At 38.1% G+C, this 26,618-nt stretch carries 24 protein-coding genes and 1 pseudogene; 15 read left to right on the forward strand and 10 right to left on the reverse strand.

From position 1 onward, the window contains the following. Nucleotides 1-26: 26 nt before the first annotated feature. A complete protein-coding gene (locus tag IQ215_RS02485; RefSeq protein ID WP_193799770.1) occupies nucleotides 27-1,130 on the reverse strand; it encodes an NAD(P)/FAD-dependent oxidoreductase in 1,104 nt (367 codons plus the stop codon). A 395-nt stretch (nucleotides 1,131-1,525) separates the two neighbouring features. Between IQ215_RS02485 and IQ215_RS02490 the strand changes: the two genes are divergently transcribed. Beyond that, entirely contained in the window at nucleotides 1,526-1,810 is a 285-nt protein-coding gene (locus tag IQ215_RS02490) for an HU family DNA-binding protein (protein WP_069791918.1), read from the forward strand. Between the two features lie 96 nt (nucleotides 1,811-1,906). On the opposite strand, the gene carA is transcribed toward IQ215_RS02490, so the two are convergent. Further along, a complete protein-coding gene (gene carA, locus IQ215_RS02495) occupies nucleotides 1,907-3,052 on the reverse strand; it encodes a glutamine-hydrolyzing carbamoyl-phosphate synthase small subunit (protein WP_193799745.1) in 1,146 nt (381 codons plus the stop codon). Between the two features lie 248 nt (nucleotides 3,053-3,300). On the opposite strand from carA, the gene IQ215_RS02500 reads away from it, so the two are divergent. Both IQ215_RS02500 and arsB read left to right on the forward strand, forming a co-directional pair. Further along, nucleotides 3,301-3,624 (forward strand): ArsR/SmtB family transcription factor, encoded by a 324-nt coding sequence (locus IQ215_RS02500; RefSeq protein WP_193799746.1) that lies wholly within the window; start codon nucleotides 3,301-3,303, stop codon nucleotides 3,622-3,624. Between the two features lie 253 nt (nucleotides 3,625-3,877). After that, nucleotides 3,878-5,038: an ACR3 family arsenite efflux transporter gene (arsB, locus tag IQ215_RS02505; protein WP_193799747.1), complete on the forward strand. Its 1,161-nt coding sequence runs from the start codon at nucleotides 3,878-3,880 to the stop codon at nucleotides 5,036-5,038. A gap of 236 nt (nucleotides 5,039-5,274) precedes the next feature. Here arsB and pgsA read toward each other — a convergent pair whose 3' ends face one another. Together pgsA and IQ215_RS02515 are read right to left on the reverse strand one after the other, a co-directional pair. Beyond that, nucleotides 5,275-5,793: a CDP-diacylglycerol--glycerol-3-phosphate 3-phosphatidyltransferase gene (gene pgsA, locus IQ215_RS02510; RefSeq protein WP_193799748.1), complete on the reverse strand. Its 519-nt coding sequence runs from the start codon at nucleotides 5,791-5,793 to the stop codon at nucleotides 5,275-5,277. An 8-nt stretch (nucleotides 5,794-5,801) separates the two neighbouring features. Next, a complete protein-coding gene (locus IQ215_RS02515) occupies nucleotides 5,802-6,479 on the reverse strand; it encodes a sugar transferase (protein ID WP_241735232.1) in 678 nt (225 codons plus the stop codon). A gap of 779 nt (nucleotides 6,480-7,258) precedes the next feature. Between IQ215_RS02515 and IQ215_RS02520 the strand changes: the two genes are divergently transcribed. Beyond that, a complete protein-coding gene (locus IQ215_RS02520; RefSeq protein WP_206688481.1) occupies nucleotides 7,259-7,690 on the forward strand; it encodes a DUF3122 domain-containing protein in 432 nt (143 codons plus the stop codon). A gap of 165 nt (nucleotides 7,691-7,855) precedes the next feature. On the opposite strand, the gene IQ215_RS02525 is transcribed toward IQ215_RS02520, so the two are convergent. Next, nucleotides 7,856-9,433, reverse strand: a complete 1,578-nt coding sequence (locus IQ215_RS02525; protein ID WP_193799751.1) for a Na+/H+ antiporter — start codon at nucleotides 9,431-9,433, stop codon at nucleotides 7,856-7,858. 52 nt (nucleotides 9,434-9,485) lie between these two features. Between IQ215_RS02525 and IQ215_RS02530 the strand changes: the two genes are divergently transcribed. Then, nucleotides 9,486-10,274, forward strand: a complete 789-nt coding sequence (locus tag IQ215_RS02530; RefSeq protein ID WP_193799752.1) for a metallophosphoesterase — start codon at nucleotides 9,486-9,488, stop codon at nucleotides 10,272-10,274. On the opposite strand, the gene IQ215_RS02535 is transcribed toward IQ215_RS02530, so the two are convergent. Beyond that, the gene (locus tag IQ215_RS02535) at nucleotides 10,236-10,487 is read right to left on the reverse strand and encodes a hypothetical protein (RefSeq protein WP_193799753.1); all 252 of its coding nucleotides are present in this window, start codon (nucleotides 10,485-10,487) and stop codon (nucleotides 10,236-10,238) included. The two genes, IQ215_RS02530 and IQ215_RS02535, sit on opposite strands and share 39 nt — an antisense overlap. A gap of 7 nt (nucleotides 10,488-10,494) precedes the next feature. Beyond that, nucleotides 10,495-13,179 (reverse strand): ATP-binding protein, encoded by a 2,685-nt coding sequence (locus tag IQ215_RS02540; protein WP_193799754.1) that lies wholly within the window; start codon nucleotides 13,177-13,179, stop codon nucleotides 10,495-10,497. A gap of 324 nt (nucleotides 13,180-13,503) precedes the next feature. On the opposite strand from IQ215_RS02540, the gene IQ215_RS02545 reads away from it, so the two are divergent. The 9 genes from IQ215_RS02545 (at nucleotide 13,504) to IQ215_RS02585 (ending at nucleotide 21,069) form a co-directional block, all read left to right on the forward strand. Next, entirely contained in the window at nucleotides 13,504-14,571 is a 1,068-nt protein-coding gene (locus IQ215_RS02545; RefSeq protein WP_193799755.1) for a YheT family hydrolase, read from the forward strand. Nucleotides 14,572-14,810: 239 nt separating this feature from the next. Continuing rightward, nucleotides 14,811-15,278: an ATP synthase subunit I gene (locus tag IQ215_RS02550; RefSeq protein WP_193799756.1), complete on the forward strand. Its 468-nt coding sequence runs from the start codon at nucleotides 14,811-14,813 to the stop codon at nucleotides 15,276-15,278. A gap of 58 nt (nucleotides 15,279-15,336) precedes the next feature. Next, nucleotides 15,337-16,086 carry a F0F1 ATP synthase subunit A gene (atpB, locus tag IQ215_RS02555; RefSeq protein WP_193799757.1) on the forward strand — a complete coding sequence of 250 codons (750 nt, stop codon included), beginning with the start codon at nucleotides 15,337-15,339 and terminating at the stop codon, nucleotides 16,084-16,086. Between the two features lie 195 nt (nucleotides 16,087-16,281). Further along, nucleotides 16,282-16,521, forward strand: a complete 240-nt coding sequence (atpE, locus tag IQ215_RS02560; RefSeq protein WP_069789574.1) for an ATP synthase F0 subunit C — start codon at nucleotides 16,282-16,284, stop codon at nucleotides 16,519-16,521. Nucleotides 16,522-16,712: 191 nt separating this feature from the next. Continuing rightward, a complete protein-coding gene (locus IQ215_RS02565; RefSeq protein ID WP_193799771.1) occupies nucleotides 16,713-17,186 on the forward strand; it encodes a F0F1 ATP synthase subunit B' in 474 nt (157 codons plus the stop codon). A gap of 99 nt (nucleotides 17,187-17,285) precedes the next feature. After that, the gene (locus tag IQ215_RS02570) at nucleotides 17,286-17,810 is read left to right on the forward strand and encodes a F0F1 ATP synthase subunit B (RefSeq protein WP_193799758.1); all 525 of its coding nucleotides are present in this window, start codon (nucleotides 17,286-17,288) and stop codon (nucleotides 17,808-17,810) included. A gap of 2 nt (nucleotides 17,811-17,812) precedes the next feature. Then, a complete protein-coding gene (gene atpH, locus IQ215_RS02575; protein WP_193799759.1) occupies nucleotides 17,813-18,367 on the forward strand; it encodes an ATP synthase F1 subunit delta in 555 nt (184 codons plus the stop codon). 122 nt (nucleotides 18,368-18,489) lie between these two features. Next, nucleotides 18,490-20,001, forward strand: a complete 1,512-nt coding sequence (atpA, locus tag IQ215_RS02580) for a F0F1 ATP synthase subunit alpha (RefSeq protein ID WP_193799760.1) — start codon at nucleotides 18,490-18,492, stop codon at nucleotides 19,999-20,001. Between the two features lie 120 nt (nucleotides 20,002-20,121). Continuing rightward, the gene (locus IQ215_RS02585) at nucleotides 20,122-21,069 is read left to right on the forward strand and encodes a F0F1 ATP synthase subunit gamma (protein WP_193799761.1); all 948 of its coding nucleotides are present in this window, start codon (nucleotides 20,122-20,124) and stop codon (nucleotides 21,067-21,069) included. A 135-nt stretch (nucleotides 21,070-21,204) separates the two neighbouring features. Here the strand turns inward: IQ215_RS02585 and rsmG are convergent, their stop codons facing one another. From rsmG to IQ215_RS02600, 3 genes are all read right to left on the reverse strand, one after another. Continuing rightward, on the reverse strand, nucleotides 21,205-21,918 hold the full coding sequence (gene rsmG, locus IQ215_RS02590) for a 16S rRNA (guanine(527)-N(7))-methyltransferase RsmG (RefSeq protein WP_193799762.1): 714 nt from the start codon (nucleotides 21,916-21,918) through the stop codon (nucleotides 21,205-21,207). A 231-nt stretch (nucleotides 21,919-22,149) separates the two neighbouring features. Further along, nucleotides 22,150-23,238 carry a 3-isopropylmalate dehydrogenase gene (gene leuB, locus IQ215_RS02595; RefSeq protein ID WP_193799763.1) on the reverse strand — a complete coding sequence of 363 codons (1,089 nt, stop codon included), beginning with the start codon at nucleotides 23,236-23,238 and terminating at the stop codon, nucleotides 22,150-22,152. A 73-nt stretch (nucleotides 23,239-23,311) separates the two neighbouring features. Beyond that, nucleotides 23,312-24,556, reverse strand: a complete 1,245-nt coding sequence (locus tag IQ215_RS02600; RefSeq protein WP_193799764.1) for a pentapeptide repeat-containing protein — start codon at nucleotides 24,554-24,556, stop codon at nucleotides 23,312-23,314. 308 nt (nucleotides 24,557-24,864) lie between these two features. On the opposite strand from IQ215_RS02600, the pseudogene IQ215_RS02605 reads away from it, so the two are divergent. Next, nucleotides 24,865-26,618: pseudogene (locus IQ215_RS02605) on the forward strand (hybrid sensor histidine kinase/response regulator); the annotation flags it as partial.

A 26,618-nucleotide genomic window follows, 5' to 3' on the forward strand; every position in this document is an offset into this window, starting at 1 on the left:
TTGTATTCACCCCGTGGAGTTATTAATTAAACATTCATTATTAATTCCCTGACTTCCATGGCGGTGGCAGGGGCTAGTAAAATGCCGTTGCGATAATGGGCAGTGGCTAAAATAACATTATCGTAACCCTCCAACCATTCGATGATGGGGGCAGGACGTCCTTGGGGGCGGGGACGTTTTCCCGACCATTGGGAGATAATAGAAGCGGATTTAAGGGCAGGACAAAAGGCGATCGCCCTTTGATATAAATTAGCCATTAATTGTTTATCCTCAATTACAATGCCGTCTTCATTGGCAAATTCGAGGGTAGCCCCCACCCAAAAACGATTACCCTCTAAGGGTACAATGTGAACATCATCCCCCGTAATCACTGGATTAAAATCGGCTCTGTGTTTCCAGCTTTGAGAATGTAACACCATGGCTTGTCCCAAAACAGGCTTTATTTCTACCCCCTGATTTAACTTTTCGGTTAAGGGAGTAGAACCCAAACCAGCAGATATAATTACTAAGTCCGCCCCAAGGGGTTTACCCCCCACGGATAAACCCTCACAAACCTTTTTTTCTTCGCTATCTTGGGTTTTGAGGATGAAATTATCAACTTTTTGTCCAAAAATACACTTTACCCCCCTTCTTCTTGCTCCTAGAGCTAATGCTTGAGTTAAGGGAATGGGGTTTATCTGTAAATCATCCATGGAAGATACCGCACCGATAATTTCTTCTCCTTGGACTTCGGGGCAAATGGATTGCAGTTTTGCACGATTCCACACCTCAAGGGAGTAACCTTGTTCTGCTCTTTTTTCTGCTAGGGTATGCCATTTGTCGAGGTTGTCTGAGGAAAAAAGTAGTTTAACGATGCCGTGGCGATTGTAAGGGATGTTTAACCCCGTGAGGGCTTCTAATTCTGGCAGTAGGGTTTTATATCTTTTTAAGCTATTCTCCCGCAGTCGCCATGCTCTGCCTTTTATTTTCTGACTCATTACCCCCATGAGTAAACCTAACGCTCCTCCCGTAGAGCCTTGGGCTGGTTCTTTTTCGTCAATCAATGTAATGTCTAATTGGGCATCTTGACTAAGTTCAAAGGCGATCGCACTGCCCACAACCCCTGCCCCAATAATTACAATTTTTTTCAGTGACTTACTCCTAACGCTAACATTCTGAATATATATCATACTCAATCTTGTTTCAATAATAATAACTAACTAGGGCGGGGAACAGGCAACAGGGAACAGAGAAAAGTTTTTTACTGGCTTATCAACTGCCCTCCTAATCTGAGATTTTTCTGGAAAAATAGCCCAAAAACCGCTTAAAATCGTTACGTTTCTTTACAAAAATAGCCAAAAATGTAAAAAAAACGAGAAAAACGACATTTTTTATACATTTCAGCAATTAATCAGGTAATATCAGATCTAGTGTTAAAAACAGTCAAACACTTACTTGATGGTTATTTCAGCTAACAAAATTTTAATATCTGAAATTTCTGGGAAGTGTTAAAACTACAAATAAAATAAAAATAGGAGTATATTCTATGAACAAAGGCGAATTAGTTGATGCAGTAGCAGAAAAGGCTTCCGTTACCAAAAAACAAGCTGATTCCGTAATCAGTGCCACGGTAGAAGCAATTATGGAAGCGGTTTCTAGTGGAGAAAAAGTAACCCTCGTGGGGTTCGGTTCTTTTGAAAGCCGTGACAGAAAAGCCCGTGAAGGTCGTAACCCTAAAACTGGCGAAAAAATGAATATTCCTGCCACTAAAGTTCCTGCTTTTTCCGCAGGTAAATTATTCAAGGAAAGAGTTGCGCCCCCTAAATCTTAGTTAATATTGAGCTAAATTTTGTGTAGGGGCAAAAAGAATAAGCCCTCTTTCTGCCCCCTTTTGGTTTTCAAAGGGGGGAATGGTTATTGTAATGACTTATGATTTTTTATAGTCTCGCATTAATTTAACAAACTGTTCAAACAAATAGTCTGCATCGTGGGGCCCCGGACTGGCTTCAGGGTGATATTGTACAGAGAAAAAAGGTAAGGTTTTATGTTTTAAACCTGCTACGGTGCGATCGTTCAAATTGAGGTGGGTTATCTCTACATCAGCCCCCAAAGATTCTTCTGTCACCGCAAAACCGTGATTTTGACTGGTAATTTCTACCTTTTGGCTTAATCCGGCGGGTTGGTTTAAGCCACGATGACCAAATTTTAATTTAAAGGTTTCTGCCCCCAAGGAAAGCCCCAAAATTTGATGTCCCATACAAATACCAAAAGTGGGTTTTTGGGCTTCTAGTAAAGCCTTAGCGGTGGCAATACCTTCGGCAACGGCTGCGGGATCTCCTGGCCCGTTGGATAGGAAAATACCGTCAGGGTTATGTTTGAGAATATCTTCTGCGGGGGTATTAGCGGGAACGACAATGACTTTACAACCATAACTGGCTAAACGACGTAAAATATTACGTTTTACCCCAAAGTCAACGGCAACCACTCTAAAGGTTTCCCCATCACTCAAATTGGCACGGGGGCTAAATTCCCATTCTTTGTCTGTGGGTTCGCTCCACTCATAAACTGCTTTGGTGGTAATGTCTTTGACGAGGTTTAATCCTGCCATGGAGGGAACTTTTTGTAACTCCATTAACAATTCTTCTGGGTTTAATATATCTGTGGAAATTGCCCCATTCATTGCCCCTGATGAGCGCAAACGACGGGTTAAATCCCGGGTGTCAATGCCATAAATACCAATTACTTTATGACGGGTTAAATAGTCCTGTAGGGATTCGGTGGAACGCCAATTACTAGGACGTTTACATAGGTTACGGGCGATCGCACCTTTGACATGGGGTTTATAGGATTCCTCATCCTCAGGATTAACCCCCGTATTCCCCAATTCGGGATAAGTAAAAGTAACAATTTGCCCAGAATAACTAGGATCTGTTAACACTTCCTGATAACCAGTCATTCCCGTATTAAAGACAACCTCCCCAAAAGTTGTTCCCTTCGCTCCAAAAGAATAACCCGTGTAGGATGTACCATCAGCCAACACTAAAATCGCTTTTGTGGTTTGTAAAATAGACATAAGGCAATACTTAATCTTTAAATATATTTTTCTCCCAAACAAAAGGGAGACAACTAATTATGACCCAAGAAATGTCATTGATGTAAATCATATTTTAGTTATTTCTTGAATATCATGGAGTCTTTATATTTCTAATAGTTTATATATTAATCCCCATGACCTAAGGTAGGGTTAGTTAAACTTTGTGTATAACTATTGTTGATAGTTAATTGTTATAGTTGAATTTTGAACCTTTATAGATAGTTTTGATGACCATTACAGAAGTAGCAGATCAATCCACCATTAAAAAAGGCTTTCATGCCTTATCTGACTCCATTAGAATTGAGGTATTAGATTTATTAAAGACTCAGGAATTGTGTGTTTGTGAGTTGTTGGAAGTTTTAAATATCAGTCAGTCTAAGTTATCTTTTCACCTTAAAACCCTCAAAGAAGCTGGTTTGGTAAGGACTCGTCAAGAGGGGAGATGGATTTATTACAGTTTAAATTTATCTCAATTGGTACTTTTAGAACAATATTTGGCGGATTTTCGTCGTATGGCTTCCCTTGTTCCTGCTCGGAAATGTTGTGATTAAGTTGTAAAACAAACAATAATTTTTTTTGTTATGTATTTTTCCATTTAGAAGAGACACTATCGCCAATAATAGCTAAAATCTTAATATATTATAAGGTTGTGTCAACAATCACTTTTTGGAATTTATATTTTTTCAGCAAAAACAAACCAAGTTTTTTTGTTATAATTTGATGTGTACAATAACTTTTGTCTAGTGACCATAGGAAAATCAGTTATTGTCGATTCAACATTACCATAAAAAAATTTGATTTAAAATGGCCGTAAATATTAACCCCAAGGCGATAAAAGCAGGAAGTAGCCTAAGTTTTTTTGAGAAGTATTTAACTCTCTGGGTTTTCATTTGTATTATTCTGGGCATTGGTTTGGGTAGGATTTTTCCTGATATGGCACAGACATTAGATAGTATCAGTATCTATAACGTTTCAATTCCCATTGCTATCTGTCTTTTTTTCATGATGTATCCCATTATGGTGAAGATAGATTTTTCCCAGGCACTTAAAGCGGTTAAAACTCCTAAGCCTGTAATTCTGACTTTGGCGGTGAATTGGTTCGTTAAACCTTTTTCCATGGTAATTTTTGCTCAATTTTTCCTCGGTTACGTTTTTAGTAATTTATTGTCCGATACGGAGATAATTCGAGGCGTTGAAGTTTCTCTAGCAGATTCCTATGGGGCTGGTTGTATTTTATTGGGAATCGCTCCTTGTACGGCTATGGTGTTGATGTGGGGTTATCTTTCCTATGGTAATCAAGGACATACTTTGGTGATGGTGGCCGTTAATTCTCTGGCAATGTTATTTTTGTATGCTCCTTTGGGGCAATGGTTATTGTCTGCGAATAATTTGATTGTACCTTGGGAAACCATTGTCTTTTCTGTGGTGATATATGTGGGTTTACCTTTTCTGGCTGGGGTTATCAGTCGATATTGGATTTTTAAGTATAAGGGTAGGGCTTGGTTTGAGTCGCAGTTTTTACATTATCTTTCCCCTGTGGCGGTATTAGCTTTGTTGGTGACTCTTATTTTATTGTTTGCTTTTAAGGGGGAATTGATTGTTAATAATCCTCTACACATTCTGTTAATTGCTATTCCTTTGTTTGTGCAAACTAATTTTATTTTTTTGATTACTTATGTAATTGCCTTGAAAATGAATTTATCCTATGAGGATTCTGCGCCTGCGGCTTTAATTGGGGCGAGTAATCATTTTGAAGTGGCGATCGCAACGGCTGTCATGGTATTCGGACTAAATTCTGGGGCCGCATTAGCTACGGTGGTGGGGGTATTAATCGAAGTACCTGTAATGTTAATGTTAGTAGAATTTTGTAAAAAGACTGCTTTTTGGTTTCCCCGAGAGCCACAAAAGGCAACTTTAATCGATCCTCGTTGTCTTGATTTGTTGAGGGCAAGGGAGGAATATTAACTTGAATTAGGGATAATATCTTTAATCTTTAATATCAAGTTCAGGAAATTCGTTATAGATAAATTGTATTTTCACAAACCCACCATGAACTATATATACCCAATGCGCTTTAGAAAATATATCACCACTTGTCTTGCAATGAATTACAAGGCTAACAGTTTATCGTTCAATTTATTGAACTATTATTCAGCCTTACTTTCCTACTCCTCATCCCCCTAAATCCAATTCTGGGGGTATTAGTGTTGATTAGAGCTTGGCATCAGGTAAATTAACCCCGAAACCATGGTTAATATCACAGATAACCAAAATACTATTATCCCCGTTGATAATGCCCAAGGATATTTAGGCAAAAGAAGAAGGGCGATCGCTCCTATTTGAGTAACAGTCTTAAATTTACCCCAAAGGTTAGCCCCTGAAACATTTTTTTGTTGAGGATTTACCCGCCACCCAGCGATAGTAATTTCCCGTAACAGAATTAAAAACACCCCCCAAGCGGGAATTATTTGACGTTCAATCAAAACTAATAAAGGAGCAATGACCAAAATTTTATCAGTCAAAGGATCAAGAAACTTACCCAAATCCGTAACCTGATTTAAACGTCTTGCCAAATAACCATCCAGCCAATCTGTCAGAGAAGCAATGAGGAATAAACCCCAAGCCCACCACTGATAAACCTCTATTGACTGATACATACACCAGAGAATAGGGATTATCAAAATGATACGACTAAAAGTAATAGTATTGGGAAGATTCATTCAATAAACTAACAAGCACCTTCGCGCTTAATAACCACCTCAATGGTTTTAAAAATCAAATATAAATCATACCATACAGTCCATTTTTTCTGATAAGCTAAATCCATCGCCACTACCTGATTAAAATCAAGACATTTAGAGCGCCCTTTTACTTGCCATTCCCCCGTTAGACCTGGTTTCACTCGAAGACGCAACAAATGATAGCTATCATATTTTGCCACCTCATCGGGGGTAGGAGGACGAGTCCCCACTAAGCTCATGTCCCCTGTTAAAACGTTCCAAAATTGGGGAAACTCATCCAAGCTGGTGGACCTTAAAATTTTACCAATTTTAGTGATGCGAGGATCTTCAGGATTTTTGAAAATAAAGCCATCAGCGTGATTTTTAACCAAATGCTTCTTTTTTTCGGCATCCACAGTCATAGAGCGAAATTTCCAGATGGTAAATGTTTTTCCATTTAATCCACATCTGGTTTGAGAATAGAGAATCGGCCCTGGATTATCTTTATAAATTAAAATTGCTAAAGGAATAAAAAGAATAGCAGTGATGGTTAAACCGACAAAACCTCCCAGAATATCAATTAAGCGTTTCCATGGATTATTAATGGAACTGTGGAGTTTATTATATTTATTGTCGTAATAATTCAGTCTTTGATGGATATGAGATGAAGTTTTTTTTGATTTCAAGGATGGATTTTTTATGTTTCTGGGGTTGATGAGCATCATGGGCTTATCTCTGTTTTTTGACTGTTAGCATCATAATATCTAACTTTTCGCAAAATTAATGTGTTATAACTTACTTTTTTAAGTTTTATTGATTTCTAGTTTTTTAGGGAAAATTAGCTAAAAACCCCACAAAACAAATACTTTTAGATAAATTAGTGATAATTTGCTTTACACATTCTTTATATAATTCTCTTTACTTTAAAGAATCTTTACTAAATATTCTGTAATATTTTTTGATGTCTGTCAATGATTAATAGATTGAATTTGAGCAATGATATTAATATCTAAAATAACTCATATTTGGCGTATTACAATCATAAATATATTAGCTAAGAATGATCTATAAAAATAATATTAATATAACCAATCTGGAATATTTTATGATCAGATAAAAAGAATAAAAAAATATGAATCAGAATTAATAAAAAGTATTTTAACCAAGGTTAAATTGAATTAACAAAGAGTCTTAAGGGGCGATCGCCCTTAGAAAAATGGCGTTAGTGAATTAAGGTATGATTTTTAGTTTAGTTTGGCAATGGACAATAGTAATAATAGTTTTAATACTATACATTTACTGTAATTCAATAATGTTTCATCCTCAAAATCAGCAATGCCAGAAAAATATTTAAAATAAAAAAAGAAGATACCATGAACTTAAATCCAAAAATATGATTAAATCCATCACCCCAAAAACCATCTTACAATCAATATTAATAATTATCCTATCCATATGGATAATAATGCCCTTACCAGCCATTGCCACCGTGACACAAATAGAAGAAGCCCCCGGACAAATGGTTTATCAATCAAGGCAAAAATTTCAAGACTTAACAGGTAACTATTGGAGTGCGATCGCCTTTAAACGTACAACCCCCGAAAACATAACCACCATATCCTTAAGAATAATTGCCTTCCCCGACATCGCAAACTTAGATCATAACCAACCCCTAACCCTAACCACATCCCTAGGAAAAACCCTCAAAGCCGAAAACATTACCAACAACATTTCCCAAAAAACACCACCCGCAAACGTCAGCGAATACAACTTAAAACCCATCCTTCCCCAACTCAGAGCAGAAATTCCCCTACAATTAACCATCTCAACCACCAACGGCGACACCATAAACCTATCCATACCCCCAGCCGTAATCCGTGAATGGCAAAGCCTTTAAACCAAAATAAACAAGGTGGGCAACACCCACCAAAGAATAAATTACTTTAACTCGACAAAAATAGAGTTCGAGATAAAATTTATATTTGTTAAAAGACTAAACAAACTATTATCGCCCCTACCTCTCATCACCCCAATAGCTGCAAACTAACTATACCGACAACTATTATTCCCCCCTTTGCTTCGCAATAATTTCCTGAACCATAGGAGACAAATTCTCATTTAACTCCCCACTCAAAATCAAATCCGCATAAGTATCAGCCTCCACAGAAATCAAATTATCCCTCAACTTCTGCATCGATACATTTTTAAACTCAGGATTGAGATTTTGTAAATCAATAATTTTATCCTGAATAGAATTTAACTGTCCCTGAATCAAATTTTTTTCATAATTATAAAAATCAGGTTCAATCTCAGGCATAGTATGAATAGGAATACGATTCATATAATCCAAAACCTTATTAAGAGCCGTTCTTCTGGCCAATAACTCAGTATATTCCTGCTTAATATTCTGATCCCCCACTAAATTAAGTTTTTGTAAAAAAGTTTTCGTCGTTAAACCCTGCACCAAAAGAGTAAATAAAACCACCCCAAAAACAGTCCCAATTACCTCCTGCCGATCCGCTAAAACCACAGGCACACTCAGGGCTAAAGCCACCGAAACCGAACCACGTAAACCACCCCACCACAAAATAAGTTGTTCTTGCCAACTAACCTTTTCCTTCGTCACCAAATTACTAACAGCACACAACAAAAATACTGCCACAAGACGACTTAAAATCAAAGAAATAATCGCCGCTAAAATTAACTTCCAACTACTCAATAAAACAGGAAAATCAATCTGATCTCCTATCAACAAAAAAACAATAGAATTAACAAAAAACGCCAAAAACTCCCAAAACTCAGACACACTTAACCTAGTACGAGGATTCATGCCAATTCTTGAGCCAAAATTACCCAAAATTAAACCCACCGTAACCACTCCAATAACCCCAGAACCGCCCAAATTTTCCGTGATTAAATAAGCCCCATAGGCAGAAACCAGAGTTAAAGACTGCTCCACCAAAGGTAAATCAAATCTTTGAGTTAAATAAGAAATACCAAAACCCAACACAAAACCCACAGCTATTCCTACCCCCACAAAAGTCCCAAATTGGACAATCGATTGAGTAATCGAAATACTTTCATTACCAAGGGGAATACCCACCAACAAAACAAAGGCAACTACCGCCACCCCATCATTAAATAAACTCTCCCCCTCCATAATCGTCGTCAACTTTTTCCCCGTGCCTAACTCCCGAAACAAAGCAATAACAGAAACAGGATCACTAGCGGATAAACTAGCACCAACTAATAACGCCGTACCAAGGGAAATCGTAGTAAAATAGCTAAGAGCAAAAGAAACACTAGCAACAGAAATAATTACCCCCACCACCGCTAGGAGAATTATGGGAGTGAGATTGTTTTTTAAATCTTTCCAGCGGATATTCCAGGCCGCCTCAAATAACAATGGAGGCAAAAATATTTCTAAAATTAACTCAGGAGAAAGGTTGACTAATCGAATATCTACCAAAGCCAAACCAAGTCCCACAATTACCAATAGTAGGGTATAAGGAATTTGTTTAAACCAGACAAAAACCCTTGAAATAGTGGCCACAGCCAAAGAAACAGAAAGCACAATCAGAAATTGAGCCAGATTTGCTTCGATGGATATTTCTGCAAAGGTCAGTAATTCTAAATTCATAAGATATATTAACTTTTATCCATTTCATCATACTGACAAATTTTAATTTTATATGACAAAAACTTTGATTCAAATTACCGATACCCATTTATTAGATTCACCAGAAGAATTTTTACGGGGGGAAAATCCTTGGTATAACTTAAAGGCTATTTTAGATAAAGTAAAAAAATTACAGCCCGATGGATTATTATTAACAGGGGATTTAACGGATAAGGGTAGTAAGGTTGCCTATGAATATTTACTCAAGGCAATGAATGAGTTTAATTGCCCTATCTACTGGTTATATGGTAATCATGACGATGGTAATCTATTGACAAAAATGTTATCGCCCATAAACTGTTTAGGTTGCCAAAGCATTGATTTAGGATTTTGGCGATTACTGTTGCTCGATTCTGTGTTGGTGGGAGCAAAATTTGGTGGGGGTTACATTAAACAAACTCAATTGGATTGGCTAAAGGAAGAATTAATAAAGTATCGAGATAAACCAACCATGATCGCACTCCATCATCATCCTGTTACCACTGGTATCGATTGGGTTGACCAAATTGGGGTTGAAAATGGAGATGATTTGATCCATTTATTACAGTTATTTTCCCAAGTACGTTTGGTACTGTTCGGACATATTCACCATGCTCTACATTATCATCATGTCAATGGAGTGGGTAAAGGAATAGACTTTTGGGGATGCCCTTCTACTTTTTCTCAGGTAAGCCCTGCTCAACCTACCCATGATTCCCATTTACCCGGTTTTCGTGTGATTAATTTATTTGAAAATGGTGACTATAGCACTGAGGTGCAAAGGTTAAATTTCTCCCATTCTCTTGAGCAGATGAGCAAGTAACATTAATCCGGCGTTACCAACGGTGAGAATGATCACACCAACAACCCCCATCATCCAATCGTCCCGAAAGACGGCAATCACAAGAATGAGAAGGGCTGTTTTTGTGGAAACACTGGCCACGGCCAACATTTTTTGCCACACATTGTCGTCATGCCATGATTGATACATGGGAATTATCAAGGCGGCAATCATCGATAAAATAATAATATTCATGGGGTTTTTATAATATCAAACTATTGGCAAATCTTTGTAGTGCCTTGTGTATGTCGTCGGAACGAATGGGCTTACTAACAAAATCATTCATTCCTACATTAAAACATTTTTCTTGGTCTTCTGCTAGGGCAGAGGCTGTCATGGCAACTATCCATGGTTGTTTAATTTTATTACCGAGGGTTCTAATTTTGGTGGTGGCGTTGAGGCCGTCTAGGTTGGGCATTTGTAAATCCATAAACACTATGTCATATCGGTTGGTTTTTACCGCTTCTAGGGCTTGTAAACCGTCATAGACAATGTCTAATTGATTACCTGTGTAACCTAGTTTTTGGAACATTAAACGGGCTACTTTGTAGTTAACGGGGGTGTCTTCTACTAAAAGTATTTTGATGGGGAGGGAGGATATTTTGAGGTTGGGTTGGGATGATGTTTTATTTTGATTCATCAGGTTTGATGATGTGACTTCTTCGGAGGAGAGGGCAAGAAGTTTGACGGTGAGATAAAAGGTTGAGCCTATGTCTGGCTGTGTCTGAAAGGTGATTTTCCCTCCCATTAAATGGGCTAGTTTTTGACTGATGACTAATCCTAATCCTGTTCCTCCATATTTACGGGTGTTGGTGTTGTCTATTTGAGAAAAGGGTTTAAAAAGTTGATCACATCTATCAACCGGAATACCAATGCCTGTATCTTTGACGGCAAATTGGATGACGTGAAACCCATCGGGGCAAAGACGGGCTTCTGTGGTGATTTGGACTTCTCCTTGGGGAGTAAATTTGATGCCGTTACTGACTAGATTGAGGATAATTTGTTTGATTCTATTGGCATCACCCATAAAGTGGGTGGGGATTAGTTCGTTTTTGAGGTAAGTAAGTTTGATTTGTTTATGGAGGGCGTTACCTCTCATTAGTTTTAATACTTCTTTGATACATTCATGGAGGTTGAAGGGGTTGTTTTCTAGTTCTATTTTATCGGCTTCTATTTTGGCTAGGTCTAAAATATCGTTAATAATGGTTAGTAGTAGGCTACCGCTTTGATTAATGGTGTTGACGTAGTCTTTTTGTACGGCGTTAAGGGGGGTATGGGTTAATAAGTCGGCCATGCCCATGATGCCATTCATGGGGGTTCTAATTTCGTGGCTCATGGTGGCTAGGAAGGTGCTTTTGGCTCGGTTGGCGCTTTCTGCTTCTTTTTTGGCTTCTTCTAGGGCTTTGTTTTTTAGTTCTAGTTGTTCTTTTTGTTCTTTTTCTTGTTGTAGTAGTTTAGCCTGTGCGATCGCAATGCCGAACTGAGAGGCAACGTTTTCAATTAATTCTATTTCTGATTTACTCCAACATCTGTACTCTTTACAGGTATGCAAACAAATAATTCCATTGGCTTGTCCTAAATAAGATGTACGCACTGCCATCATGGACTTAAGATTAACTTCGATACATAAATATCGCATATCTTCTAGGAGGGGATCTTTAAAAACATCGTTGGTGACAACGGCTTTATCTTTTTCTAGTATTTTTTCTAGGTGAATGTTACGAACGTTTTCAGGGTTAATATTGGCATCTGCCATGGATGAGATTCCTTCGCTCAGATATTCTCCTAGGGGGGTAATGGGGGGATTTTTATTACTATCGTAGGTGAATAGGTGACAACGATCTAGTTTCATTGCCTCACCGATGGTTTGGGAGGCTCGTTGAAATAATTCTTCGTAGTCAATGGTTTGACGAATGGATTGAACAATGGTTTTTAATAAAACTTCTTGTTGAAATTTTTCTTCTAATAATTTTTGAGATTGTTGACGCTCAATTTCATAACCTATCCATTGAGCCATCAGTTTTAAGATTTGTTGGGAGTTATCGGTTATTCTGTGGTTTGTTTGTTCGTCAAAGGAGAAAAAACACAATGTACCGTAGGTTTTACCACATACTTCTATTCTTGAACCGATGTAGCTTTGTATATTCCAAAAGGTATGTCCTGGATGATTTTTATAGGATGAATTGGCTAATGATTCTATGACTAAAGGTTCTTGATGTTGTAAGCAGATAAAGCACAATGATTGCTCTTGATTCATGTATGGGGGCAGTTGCACTATGTCTCCGTTTCTTTTTTCTCCTTGAAATTTGATAATTTTGATGGATTGTTCTTCTCCTTGAGTTAGTACCCCCATTTCAAGGTTGAAGAATTTTCTGCCTAGGTTGAAGATTCCTTCTAGTTTTTGTTCAAAGGTGAGGTTAGATGATGCGGTAACTTTATATAGTGCCCTCATGGCACATTCTTGGGCTTTGAGTGTGCCTTGATTTTTTCTATTTTCGGTAATGTCTCGACAGATACCGATTAAGATACCTTCTTCTATTAGGGATAGGGACATTTGTTTCCAAATTTTATGGCCGTTTTTGTGATAAGAAATTTCTTCCCCTCGCCAATATTTTTTTTCTCGACAAACAGAGAGGATTTCTTGTTCTATTCTTTGGGCATCTTCTGGGGGGTAAAAGTCTTGCCATTTTTTTCCTAATAATTCTTTTTCTTGGTAACCTGAAATTTCTATATATGCTTGGTTAACGTAAATGTAGCGATCGTCTTTGAATAAGACTACCCCGTCAATGATGTTGTCTAAAATTAATTTTTGGTATTCAGATAATATCTGATTTTTTTGCGTATTTTCTCTTAAGTATAATTCGGTAAGTGTGCGGGGGTCTATCATCGTATTAAGGAATTATAGGAGAGGCATAAAGATATATTTCATACTATCTTATTTTTTACTGTTGCGTTAATTTTTTGCCTAAGGGCGATCGCCTTTAAGGGTTAATTTTAAGATTGTAATTTTATGATCATGAACATAAATAAAATAAAACCTCAAAACTATAAATTCAGGGAAATCAATATCTAATGCAAAATTCAGCTGATCAACTGATTTTATTTATCTTCACTAAAAATAAACTAATAACTAACTAATTAACTATTAAGTAATAAACAAGTTTGATTTTTTTGAAACGATAGAATTATCTCTATATCTCATCTAACATAAATGAACAAAAAAAACCATTACTATCAACCGCCTTTTTATCTTAAAAACGGACTCATTCAAACCGTTTATATAGCTAAAGTTATGGAAAAAAAATGGCAAAAATATCTTAACCTTAACCCTATTCCCTATCAGGAAAAAATATACCATGGTATGAATAATACCCCCCTCTATGCTATCGGTGCGATTCCCCCTCATGCTAAAGGCACAATTATCGCCACTTACGGTATTACAGGAAGCCTAGAAAATCAATGGTATTTAGAAGTATTGGCAAGAAAAGCATATTATCTTGGTTATGCTATCATTTTATTTGATTGGAGAGCTCACGGAAAAACAGCACAACTATCCCCCGTGCTTACCTCAGACGGTATTTTTGAAGGACAAGACTTTTTAAGTATTGCTTCCCATGCTAAACAAGAAGGATTTCCCAGTAAATTTTGGTTTACAGGATATTCTTTAGGGGGAAAACTAGCACTATGGGCAATATCCTATGGTTCAAAAATTACCAAAATCAATAATCAATCTACTTTAACAGCCAACGATATTGGTGGTTGTGGGGTAATTTGCCCTAGTCTTGATGCTGATAAATCCCTAAGCTATTTGGAAAATCATCCTATTAAAAAGTATTTGGATAAGGTTATTACCAAAGGATTACGAGAATTAACAATCTCGCTCCACAAATATCATCCTCAGGATATTAGTTTAAAAAATTTAGCCCTAGTTGACAGTATTCGTAAGTTTGATCAATATTTTGTTATCTCGGCTCTCGGTTTTGAAAATGTTAGAGATTATTATTATGCTAGTAGCCCATTTCGTATTCTCTCCACGATTAACAAACCTACCCTAATTATTTACGCAAAAGATGATCCCATGTTTTGCCCTACTATTATTCCTGATTTACAAAAAGAAGTAGCTTATAATTCTCATCTAAATTTAATGTTAACTGCCCATGGTGGTCATGTGGGCTATGTCAACTCTAAGCAAGGACAAAAAATTAATGGAGATAACGATATTTGGTGGGCATGGAATCGTTTTCTTAATTGGGTTATCAAAGAAGATGTTGATAATTAATCAAAACTGGATTCGATGAGGACTGGAGGCGATGGGGCGTTGAGGTGACGGGGAGTCGGGGTGATAATAGTTTGATCATTTATCATCAATTGTTCATGGTTAATTGTCAATTGTTTATGCCTTTAAAAATGATAAATTTTAACCTGATAATTGTCTATGGTTAAGCGTTCATTCCATGGTAAGATGTAGTCTGGTTCTAGTTAACGTTGTATGGCTAAAATCATGATAAATATAAGCAAGTGCGATCGCCCCTAGTGACTACCTCAGAAACTTCCACCAACACAGAAAATCTGGAAACCCTCGATCATCAGGGAGAAAAAGAACCAGAAAAAATAGACGACTCCATGACCGAATATTATCAACTAAAATATAATATTCTCATCACCACCATCGTCATTGGGCTATCTTGCTTTGCTCTTGTGTGGGTATTTTACTCCCTATCCACAGGATTAAACTATCTCCTAGGAGCTTGTGTAGGCTTAGTGTATATTAACCTGTTAGCCAGGGAAGTCGAAAAGGTAGGCAACAGCAAACGAAGCATCGGCTCAACCCGTCTAGCACTCTTCGCAGGACTAATGATCATCGCCACCCAACGACAACAACTAGAAGTGATACCTATTTTTTTAGGTTTCATGACATATAAAGCCTCTATTCTGCTCACAGTTTTGCCCAGTAGTTTACTAAGTGGCAAAAATAAATCAGAGTAAAGGGTTAATTTTATGGTAAATTGTCTGAGATTCCTACAATCAGGGAAAATCTTGCTTAATGGAACTAACAAATATAATCAATCTAAATAATCGCTTATTAGCGGCCATTGAAGTGGGAGAACACTTTTACTGGGAAATCGGTAAATATAAAGTCCATGGACAAGTATTCATCGTATCCTGGTTCGTCATCGGTGTTCTACTCATCGCCTCCATCGCCGCTACCAGAAACATTCAAAGAATACCAAGCGGATTCCAAAACTTTATGGAATACGTCCTCGATTTTTTACGCAATCTCACCAAAGATCAAATTGGCGAAAAAGAATATCGTCCATGGGTTCCCTTCATCGGTACTCTATTTTTATTCATTTTCGTATCCAACTGGTCCGGTGCTTTGATTCCTTGGAAACTAATCGAAATTCCCGAAGGAGAATTGTCAGCGCCCACCGTGGACATTAACACCACCGTAGCCTTTGCCCTTTTAACCTCCCTCGCATACTTCTATGCAGGGATTAGCAAAAAAGGCTTAGGTTATTTCGCTGACTATGCCCAACCTTCCCCCATCATGGTACCCTTTAGGGCGATCGAAGACTTCACCCGTCCTTTATCCCTCAGTTTCCGTCTATTCGGGAACATCCTAGCGGATGAATTAGCCGTAGGTGTATTAGTCTTACTCGTACCCTTGATTGTACCCTTACCCTTGATGGTATTAGGATTATTCACCAGCGCCATCCAAGCACTGATTTTCGCCACCCTAGCAGGTTCCTACATCGGAGAAGCCCTAGAAGCCCACGGCGAAGAACATGACTAACGAGTTTAGGAAAATAAACCGCCCAACTCACTAGCATAAAAAACCAAAATATAGTTAAATACATTTTGGGCTTAAATAAATTGCCATTGTGTGATTAACTAACATAGGGAACAGATTTTAAAAAATCCATTCCCCCACACGAAAAACTAAAAATTCTTGTTGTACTAATTTAATTAAAGAAAAAAAGGAAAAATTATGAGCGTAGAAGCAGCATCAGTAATCGCAGCAGCCTTAGCCGTAGGTTTAGCAGCTATTGGACCTGGATTAGGTCAAGGTAACGCCGCCGGACAAGCCGTAGAAGGTATTGCTCGTCAGCCTGAAGCAGAAGGCAAAATCCGTGGAACTTTACTTCTTAGTTTAGCATTCATGGAAGCACTAACCATCTACGGTCTAGTTGTAGCATTAGTATTATTATTCGCTAATCCTTTCGCTTAAGTAATTTAGATTACTCTAAATTTAAAAAATAAGGTAAAGGAAAAAATAGGTTTTAGGTTTTAGGTATCTCTCAGTGTGAGCGAATGCCTAAACACCTAAGAACCAAAAAATATCAATTGCAGTAATACTTTTAAGGATAATTGCATATTGACAAAAAGAACCAGTAAATTCTGCCCCAAAGTCAAATGATGATGACACAATGGATTTTATTTGCGGCGGAAACCGCAGAAGGGGGTTTATTTGATATTGACGCTACCCTGCCCCTCATGGCAGTTCAGTTTTTACTATTAGCGGTAATATTAAATGCCCTATTTTATAAACCTTTAGGAAAAGCAATTGACGAAAGAGCAGGATATGTTCAAGGTCAATTAAATAGTGCAAAAGAGCAAAAACAAAAATCCTTAGCCCTTGTTCAACAATATGAACAAGAATTAAAGGAAGTCCGTAAACAATCCCAAGAAATTATTGCGGAGGCTCAAACTGAAGCTCAAAAGATCGTTTCTGAACAAAGCCAACAAGCCCAGCAAGAAGTAATTGCCGAGCGTCAAAAGGCATCAGAGCAAATTGAAATGGAAAGAAAAGAAGCCATGTCAGCTTTAGAGCAAGAAGTTCAAGCCCTTACCCAGCAAATTTTAGAGAAAGTTTTAGGCAAAGAATTTGCTTAAGTAGCTCCATAATTAGGGCATAGAGAATAGAGATGTCTCATTCTCTTTCCCTGCAAAAAAACATAAAATAAACACGCCTAGTTTAAAGAAAAAATAATTATGTTGACTTTATTCTATCTAGCCACTGAATCAGCAGAAGGCGGATTTGGTTTAAGTTCAGACATTCTAGGCTCTAACCTAATTAACTTAATTATCGTAATTGGTTTATTAGTAGTATATGGTGGTAAATTTGTCGGCAATTTACTCGAAGAAAGACGTAAAAAAATTGCCCAAGAAATTCAAGAAGCAGAACAACAAGCTGCTGATGCCGCCAAAGCTCTAGCCGAAGGACAGAAAAACTTAAACGAAGCTCAAGAAAGAGCTAAGAAAATTATCTCTGATGCTCAAGCCACCGCTGGTAAAGTTAGAGAAGAAATTTTGGCTCAAGGACAAAAAGATATTGAAAGAATGAAAACTACCGCAGTACAAGAGCTAGACTCTGAAAGAGCGAAGGTAGTGAATGAATTAAAAAGAACCATTGCTGTACTAGCCCTTGAGAAAGCAGAACAGCAATTAAAAGAAACTCTGACTGATGAGGTTCAAGGAAAAATCATTAGTCGTGCCGTTGAGCAATTAGGAGGTTAAAAATGCAAAGTGCTATTACCGCTGAAGTAGTAGAACCCTATGCCGAGGCCTTGATGTCCCTAGCCAAAGAAAAAAACGTTGCCGATGCCATCGGTGAGGATGTGCGCTCTTTAGTAAGTTTGTTAAAAGAGTCTGCAGAATTAAAAGCCCTCTTTGCTAGTCCGATGATTAAAGCAGAGCAAAAAAAAGCTGTTATTAGAAATATCGCTGGTGAGCAGATAAATCCTTTCTTGCTCAATTTTTTATTATTGTTGGTGGATAAAGGTAGAATTAGCTTTATTGAAGGTGTTTTAGCCAAATATTTAGAGATTCTACGCAAACTCAATAATACGGTTCTTGCTGAAATTACTTCTGCCGTGAGGTTGTATGAAGGGGAATCAGAAAAGTTGATGGAAAAAGTAAAAACTCTCACTGGTGCTAGTGCCGTGGAGATAGAAACAAAAATTGATCCTGACATCATCGGTGGTGTAATTATCAAAGTTGGCTCTCAGGTTTATGATGCTAGTTTACGAGGACAATTACGCCGTATCACATTGGGAATGCTTGGTTCTAACTAAGTTATCTTGATGGTGATAATTGTTTGTTATGAGCATATGATTTATATGCCCTAGCCATAATCAAAATAAAATTAATAACTGACAATCAATTTGTTACATATAAGTAGCTCTAAGAAAAAGATATGATCAACATTAGACCAGACGAAATTGCTAATATTATTCGCCAACAGATTGAATCCTATGATGAACAGGTTCAAGTTTCCAATGTTGGTACTGTGTTACAGGTAGGAGATGGTATTGCTCGTGTTTATGGCTTGGATAAAGTCATGGCGGGTGAGTTGGTAGAGTTTGAAGATGGTACTGTGGGTATCGCCCTTAACCTTGAACAGGATAACGTTGGGGTGGTATTGATGGGTGATGGTTTAGACATCCAAGAAGGTAGTAACGTTAAAGCTACTGGCAAAATTGCTCAAATTCCTGTGGGTGATGCTTTAGTTGGTAGGGTTTTAGATGCTTTGGCTCGTCCTATTGATGGTAAAGGCGATCTTGATACTTCTGAAACTCGTTTGATTGAATCGGCCGCCCCCGGGATTGTAGCTCGTAAGTCTGTATGTGAGCCTATGCAAACTGGTATCACTGCTATTGATGCGATGATTCCTGTAGGTCGTGGACAGCGTGAGTTGATCATCGGTGACCGTCAAACTGGTAAAACTGCGATCGCCGTTGACACCATTATTAACCAAAAAGAAGAAGATGTAATCTGCGTATATGTAGCAGTGGGTCAAAAGGCTTCTACCGTTGCTAATGTAGTAGATACCCTCAGAGAAAAAGGTGCATTAGATTACACCGTAGTAGTGGCAGCTAATGCTAACGATCCTGCTACCTTACAATACCTCGCCCCCTACACTGGAGCTGCGATCGCAGAATACTTCATGTATAAAGGTAAAGCCACCCTCATCATCTACGATGATTTAACCAAACAAGCTCAGGCTTACCGTCAAATGTCCTTGTTATTACGTCGTCCCCCAGGACGTGAGGCATACCCCGGAGACGTATTCTATCTCCACTCTCGCTTATTAGAAAGAGCAGCAAAATTGAGCGACGAATTAGGTGGCGGAAGTATGACTGCTTTACCCATCATCGAAACCCAAGCAGGGGACGTGTCCGCTTATATTCCTACCAACGTAATTTCCATTACCGACGGTCAGATTTTCTTATCCTCCGACTTGTTTAACGCAGGTTTCCGTCCCGCCATCAACGCAGGTATCTCCGTATCCCGTGTAGGTTCTGCGGCTCAAACCAAAGCCATGAAACAGGTTGCTGGTAAATTAAAATTAGAACTAGCTCAGTTTGCAGAACTTGAAGCATTTTCTCAATTTGCTTCTGATTTAGATGCAGCTACCCAAGCACAGTTAGCTAAAGGTCAAAGATTACGTCAATTACTCAAACAAGCAGAAAACTCTCCTTTAGCAGTGTGGGAACAAGTTGCCCAGGTTTATAGTGGTATTAATGGCTTATTAGATGATATTGCCGTTGATAAAGTAGTGGAATTTGTACTCACTTTAAGACAGTACATCAAAAATAGTAAGCCTAAATTCATCGAGATTATTAACTCTGAGAAGAAATTAACCGATGAAGCCGAAGCTATTTTAAAAGAAGCTATTACCGAAGCAAAACAGGCTTTCTCTGCTTAATTGAAATAATGGCGGTGGGCTAGCCCCACCCGACTGCATCCTAAGCAGTATATTTTTTATCGATTGTTTATTGGTAATTTTTAATTATCAATTATCCATTATCCATTATCAATTAACACCATGTCTAACTTAAAAGCGATTCGTGATCGCATCGACTCAGTAAAAAACACTAAAAAAATTACTGAAGCAATGCGTTTAGTGGCTGCGGCTAAGGTAAGACGGGCGCAAGAGCAAGTAACTGCTACTCGTCCTTTTGCTGATGCCCTAGCTCAAGTTTTATACGGTTTACAAAGCCGTTTACGCATGGAAGAAGCCGATTTACCTTTACTTAAACAAAGGGATGTTAAAACCGTTGCTTTGTTAGTGATTACGGGCGATCGGGGTCTATGCGGAAGTTACAACTCCAGTATTATTAAAAAAGCTGAACAAAGAGCAGCTGAATTAAAAGAACAAGGTTTAAAATATACCTTCGTAATAGTTGGTAGAAAAGCAGTTCAATATTTTCAACGTCGTAATGAGCCCATTTCTGCTAAGTATAGTGGTTTAGAGCAAATTCCTACCGCTGAGGAGTCTGGAAAAATTGCTGATGAGTTGCTCTCTTTATTTTTCTCTGACACCGTTGATCGGGTTGAATTGATTTACACCCGCTTTGTTTCTTTAATTAGTTCTAAACCTGTAATTCAAACTCTTTTACCTCTTACCCCCCAAGGATTAGAAGTTCAGGATGATGAAATCTTTCGTCTCATTGTCCGTGATGGTTCATTCCAAGTTGAAAGGGAAGCTGTTACTTCTCCTAAGGCTGATTTTCCCAAGGATATGATTTTTGAACAAGATCCTGTTCAAATTTTAGATTCTCTCTTACCTCTATATATTAATAATCAGTTATTAAGAGCTTTACAAGAATCTGCAGCCAGTGAATTGGCCGCTAGAATGACGGCGATGAATAACGCTAGTCAAAATGCTAGTGATTTGATGAAGACTTTAACATTGTCTTATAACAAGGCTCGTCAGGCTTCTATTACTCAACAAATTCTTGAGGTTGTATCTGGTGCAAATGCGCTGGGTTAATTAGTTAGCTTTTCGTATTTTAGCCCCCATTTAGGGGGTTTTTTTATGTTTAAATGAGGTTATGATACCAAATCTGATTTAGTAAAAATATCATCATTCGCTTTGTAATGAATTACTGATGTTACCCAAAGATGATTATAAGGGTTGTTTAACGGGTTTCCCTACTTCTCGGGGATATTGTTTGGGAGTTTTACCTATTTTTTTTACATAAATACAATGGCGAATATTATTGTTAAGGGGAGTATTTTGATTGACTATTTTTTCTATATTTCCTCCTAATAAATTTGCTACTTTTTTACTCTTTATTTCTTCTTCTTCCGTCCAATTTCCTCGATATAAAATGGCTACGCCCCCTTGTTTTAATAGGGGTAAAGTGTATTCTAAACATACGGATGTTTCGGCAACGGCTCTAATTAAAGCAAAATCAAACTGGTTTCTGTAGGTTTTATCTTGTCCTATTTTTTCTACTCTATCAACTAAGGTGGTAATATTTGTTAGGTTTAAATCTTGGACTAATTGAGTAATAAAATTTATTTTTTTGGTGGTGGAATCCATCAGAGTGAATTGACCTAGGGGAAATGCGATCGCCCCAGGAATACCAGGAAAACCACCCCCTGTACCAATATCAATAACTTTTTTATGATTTAAATCATAAGCGATTAAAGGAGCTAAAGAATCCCATAAATTTTTTTCCCAAAACTCCTCAGGAGTAGTAATACGAGTTAAATTAAGATATTTATTAGTCTTAATAATTTTGTTATATAACTGATCAAATAATAATTGTTGATCTGGATTTGGTTGCCAATTAGTAGTATTTTGCCAAATATCATTAAATTGAGGTAAATTCACGGATGCTTGTTAATAATTAATAGTTAAAAGTGAATAGTTAAGATCAATTGACAATAACAAGGTTTAAGTATCTTACTTTTACTGTTTCTTTATTTATAAAATTTTAAATGTTAAAAACATAATTTAGATTTATTTTTTGATATTTTTTTAATATATCTAAACCATTGAAATTTATAAATATTGATGTGTCCCACAAATACTCATTAATTGTCAATTGTCAATTGTTAATTGTTAATTGCCTTCTAACACCTGCAATAAAACCTTACCCATTTCCTGACAACCCACAGCTTTTGCCCCTTCGGACATAATATCTCCCGTGCGATAACCTAAATCCAATACCTTTAATACCGCTTCTTCAATCTTTGTAGCTGCTTCAGGCTCATTTAAACCATAGCGCAACATCATGGCCGCGCTCAATACCTGTGCTAAGGGATTGGCTTTATCTTGCCCTGCAATGTCAGGTGCTGAGCCGTGGACGGGTTCAAATAATCCAGGGCGATTAGCACCCAAACTAGCAGAAGGTAACATACCAATACTACCCGTGAGCATGGCGGCCGCATCGGAAAGAATATCACCGAATAAATTACCCGTGACGATGGTATCAAACTGTTTAGGGTTGCGCACCAACTGCATGGCGGCATTATCCACATACATATGGGTTAATTCCACATCAGGATATTCCTCAGACATTTTTATGAGGCGATCGCGCCATAATTGAGACACATCCAACACATTCGCCTTATCCACCGAGCAGAGCCTTTTTTGGCGTTTTTGGGCAGTTTCAAAAGCAACCCTCGCAATGCGATCAATTTCTGAAACCGTATAAGCCATGGTATTTACGCCCCTTTGTTCCCCAGTTTCTGAGGTAAAGATGCCCTTGGGTTGACCAAAATAAATTCCCCCCGTCAACTCCCTAACCACCATAATATCAACCCCTTCCACCACTTCTTTTTTGAGGCTAGAAGCGTCGATTAATTGAGGGAGAATAGTGGCAGGGCGTAAGTTGGCAAACAATTCTAAAGCCGCCCGAATACCTAACAAACCAGTTTCAGGGCGTAATTCACGGGGAAGATTATCCCACTTATAACCACCAATGGCCGCCAATAATACAGAGTCACTCTTAAGGCAAGTTTCTACGGTTTCAGGGGTTAAAGGTACACCCTTAGCATCAATGGCCGCACCACCAATTAAAGCGGTTTGAAAGTTAAATTTAATATCGCACTGTTTACCCACTGCTTCCAATACCTTAACGGTAACATCCATAATTTCAGGGCCAATGCCATCACCGGGCAGGAGAGTTATCGAATATTGATTAGTCATTATAAATAATTATTTTTTCTAAGAATTTTTTTACTTAAAATCCATCTAATTGTCCATTGTCCATTGTCCATTGTCAATTGTTTTCCAGTTTGTTAGGAATTCCTTGACATCCTCCTGGGATAGTTGAGCGGGTATATTCGCCACCCCAACAACAGCAGTAGTAGCGGTTTTCTTCGCTGAGGTTTTTTACCCCTGTAAAGTCAGTTTTTTCGATCACAGCGCCCGTATATTCTCCCGTTTCATAATTCGGGGCATGGGTGCGATCGCGCGGTGTTGCCCTTTCATAACTACCATAAAACAAAATCGCCTTTTTCAAATCTGCCCCCTGCAAAGTAGCTTCCACCAAAACAGTGCGGGATAAATTTGCCCGACTCAAATCACAACGGGACAGGTTAGACTTTACTATATTCGCTTCACTTAAATCAGTCCATCGTAAATCCTGCCCCATCAAATTATTTCCTGCCAACACCACCCCCAAATTAATTACTCTCATACCATATTGACGATCTTCGGCATACCCTCCAGCCCCATCTAAAATCACTCTCCCTAGGTGACTATCTCGCCGTAAAGGGGTTATTAAACGAGATCTTGACAAAAAACGCAAAATCTTAGCTTTACCCGCCGCATCAACACTTGTAAGAATGGATGCTGTGCGCCCCTCGGCGATCGCCCTTTCTTGCGGCCAATCCTCCAAAAGTCCATCAGGACCTAAGACCAAATCTGAGATACCCTGAAAATAAGCATCAATAGTTTGTTGTTGGGTAATGCGATTTTGTTGAATAGTTAAATCTTTAGAGATTACATACTGTTGCCAAGCAACATACACCGCTAAAACAGCAATGGATATTTGTCCTAAAGCCCCAACCCAGTCAGCCCAAGAACCAAATTCATCATATTTAAACTGATTTAACCATTGGCTGATACGTTGATAAACTCCCAAATATTTTGCCAAAATTAATAGGGATATTATTAAACCAATAGAGCCAATTAATGCCCTTCTTTCTTGGGGAGTGAGAAAAAAGGCAATCCATTCTTGAATAAAAGGGGTTGTTTGTAACACTGCTAAAACAAAGGCAATCAAGGCACAACTAGCACCCAACCAAGGAATATTGCCATAGATACCGATGAAGGAAAGGGCAAGGAAAATAATAATGTTGAGAGAAAAAGAACTTTTTGGTTTTTTTACATGACTTAATTGTTTTGGTGGAATCATGGGAATGGATACCGACACCGAATCTTTATCTTTCTCTACAGATACTAAGGACGAGTTATTATGTTCTGAGTCAGATTGACTATTGTTATTTGGCGCTTGAGTCATGGAAAATAACGTTTTTAAGTAAAAATAACTATCTTTCCAATTGTATTTGAGACTAGCTCTTTGGGGCAAAGATTCAAGATGGGGTTAAGATAATTTTCTCATCATCGCCCATGGTTGATAAACGTAGTCGAGATGCCCTATTGCCTACCCAATGTTGTCAATAAATGCTATTTCCATGACTAATTAAATTTTTCAAGGAGAATTTGTTAGGCTATACTAAGAAGGGGTTAGAGAGATAGTTTCATTGTCTTGTGTGCTACCCATTTTCAGTCAGGTTGTCTTTGTAATAAATTGGTCAGAATGGTATTATGATTTCCTCTAATCAAGCTCAAGAGTTATACAAACAGACCTTGTTTCGCCTAGGAGCAATGTTAAAGTTATTGAAACAGGGGGACTCACCTGATAATCGACGCAACGTTCAAAAACACTGTGAGGCTCTTTCTTTAGAGGGAAAAAAACAAAACTTGTTTGGCTGGGTAGCGATTATGGAAACAGCTCAAGGGGCGATCGCCAAGCCCCACCATAATTACAGCACCACCACCAAATTAATTATCAAAGAAATCAAACAAGCATCAGAATATTTACTCCAAGGGGATGTAAATGCCATTAGTGTCAGTGATCAACTGCTCGAACTAGCACCCTCGGCACGTACCCGTTTTATGGACGTAGAAACCATCTATGCGGGGGCTGATATGGATACTTCTTTCGATGAAAGTGAGTCTATTTCGAGTCCAGAAGATGAAGATAAAAATAATACCTTAGAAAGAGATCTTTGGCGAGAAACTTTATTTACCAGCACAGAAGAAGTAGAAGAAACCAACGAATTATCCTTCAATGAAAATCAAATATCCAATTTGTTGGAGGATAATGGCATTGAATATGATGAAGATGACGATCTTTTCTTAGATACTGACGACGAAGAAACTGTCAATAATTTTTTAACAACTAAACATAACGATACCACGGGAACTAGTGAATTTTTTTCATCCATTTCAACCCATACTAATCAGGGAGAATCCATTGATTCACTATTAGATGATATGGAGTTATTGGACAATGTGGAAGCCCCTGCCCAAGATGTGGAAGATGACTGGGACTTTTTAGAAGAGGAAGAATTAGAGGAGCAAGAAGAATTAAGCTCTGATTCTGATGATGATCATACCTCTGTAGAAGATGATATTATCGATAGTCTTGACGATTTATTTGACACCCAAAGTGCGATCGATTTTGGTACAGATAATTTAACCATTCATAACGAAATTCCTAACCCCCGTCAAACGGTTATTATCGAAAATGCCCGTGATGAAATTTCCGAGATAACCCCCCAACAAGTACCCGTTGCCGAAAAATCAAACTCAAATGCCATTACCGTTCATACTAAACTAATCATTTATGAACAGTTTGACGAATTAGAACAAACCATTAACCAAGAAAATCACTTCCTTACAGAAACGGAAATTTCCGCCCTTGAAATAGAATTACCTAGCGTTACCCATCACTACTACGAAACCTTTGAAGAATTAGAAAAAATTATTAATAGGGCTCAAGCATCAATCCCAGAAGTAAATTGGCAACAATTAGAAAATATTGTTAATGAAGGATTAGAAGTCAGTGTTTCTTCCTTAGGCTCAGAAAACAACCTCGAGAAAGAATTGAGCGATCTCGATCGCCTCTTAGCCGAAGCCGAAAAACCCTCCTCCGCTCAAAAATGGAAAAAACCCCCAGCCCCGAGCGCCCCGAGCCAAAAACAACCAACCTTTGAACAGAGTATGAGAGTACCTGTCAAACAACTAGATAACCTCAATAACCTCATCGGGGAAATGGTAATCCGTCGTAACCGCCTTGAAGAAGATCAAGAAAAACTACGACAATTTTTAGATAATCTTCTTTCCCACGCCCAAGATTTAAGTGAAGTGGGCGATCGCACCCAAGATATGTATGAAAAAAGCCTCCTCCAAGGCTCTCTCATTAGTAGCCGTAAACGCAACCAATCCACCGTCAGAGAACAACTAGAACGGGGAAACATCATCAAAAATCCCTCCCCCCAAGACAACAACCCCTC

This window comes from Cyanobacterium stanieri LEGE 03274, from assembly GCF_015207825.1.
In the GTDB taxonomy this organism is placed as follows: Bacteria; Cyanobacteriota; Cyanobacteriia; order Cyanobacteriales; family Cyanobacteriaceae; genus Cyanobacterium; species Cyanobacterium stanieri_B.

Excerpts from the sequence above, each read along its gene's own strand:
- IQ215_RS02600 (WP_193799764.1), bottom strand. The coding sequence starts at position 24,556 with ATGACTCAAGCGCCAAATAACAATAGTCAATCTGACTCAGAACATAAT.
- IQ215_RS02530 (WP_193799752.1), top strand. The coding sequence starts at position 9,486 with ATGACAAAAACTTTGATTCAAATTACCGATACCCATTTATTAGATTCA.
- IQ215_RS02535 (WP_193799753.1), bottom strand. The coding sequence starts at position 10,487 with ATGAATATTATTATTTTATCGATGATTGCCGCCTTGATAATTCCCATG.
- IQ215_RS02545 (WP_193799755.1), top strand. The coding sequence starts at position 13,504 with ATGAACAAAAAAAACCATTACTATCAACCGCCTTTTTATCTTAAAAAC.
- IQ215_RS02565 (WP_193799771.1), top strand. The coding sequence starts at position 16,713 with ATGACACAATGGATTTTATTTGCGGCGGAAACCGCAGAAGGGGGTTTA.
- arsB (WP_193799747.1), top strand. The coding sequence starts at position 3,878 with ATGGCCGTAAATATTAACCCCAAGGCGATAAAAGCAGGAAGTAGCCTA.
- IQ215_RS02500 (WP_193799746.1), top strand. The coding sequence starts at position 3,301 with ATGACCATTACAGAAGTAGCAGATCAATCCACCATTAAAAAAGGCTTT.
- atpE (WP_069789574.1), top strand. The coding sequence starts at position 16,282 with ATGAGCGTAGAAGCAGCATCAGTAATCGCAGCAGCCTTAGCCGTAGGT.
- atpB (WP_193799757.1), top strand. The coding sequence starts at position 15,337 with ATGGAACTAACAAATATAATCAATCTAAATAATCGCTTATTAGCGGCC.
- pgsA (WP_193799748.1), bottom strand. The coding sequence starts at position 5,793 with ATGAATCTTCCCAATACTATTACTTTTAGTCGTATCATTTTGATAATC.
- atpH (WP_193799759.1), top strand. The coding sequence starts at position 17,813 with ATGCAAAGTGCTATTACCGCTGAAGTAGTAGAACCCTATGCCGAGGCC.
- IQ215_RS02520 (WP_206688481.1), top strand. The coding sequence starts at position 7,259 with ATGCCCTTACCAGCCATTGCCACCGTGACACAAATAGAAGAAGCCCCC.
- IQ215_RS02490 (WP_069791918.1), top strand. The coding sequence starts at position 1,526 with ATGAACAAAGGCGAATTAGTTGATGCAGTAGCAGAAAAGGCTTCCGTT.
- IQ215_RS02570 (WP_193799758.1), top strand. The coding sequence starts at position 17,286 with ATGTTGACTTTATTCTATCTAGCCACTGAATCAGCAGAAGGCGGATTT.
- carA (WP_193799745.1), bottom strand. The coding sequence starts at position 3,052 with ATGTCTATTTTACAAACCACAAAAGCGATTTTAGTGTTGGCTGATGGT.
- leuB (WP_193799763.1), bottom strand. The coding sequence starts at position 23,238 with ATGACTAATCAATATTCGATAACTCTCCTGCCCGGTGATGGCATTGGC.
- IQ215_RS02540 (WP_193799754.1), bottom strand. The coding sequence starts at position 13,179 with ATGATAGACCCCCGCACACTTACCGAATTATACTTAAGAGAAAATACG.
- IQ215_RS02525 (WP_193799751.1), bottom strand. The coding sequence starts at position 9,433 with ATGAATTTAGAATTACTGACCTTTGCAGAAATATCCATCGAAGCAAAT.
- atpA (WP_193799760.1), top strand. The coding sequence starts at position 18,490 with ATGATCAACATTAGACCAGACGAAATTGCTAATATTATTCGCCAACAG.
- IQ215_RS02585 (WP_193799761.1), top strand. The coding sequence starts at position 20,122 with ATGTCTAACTTAAAAGCGATTCGTGATCGCATCGACTCAGTAAAAAAC.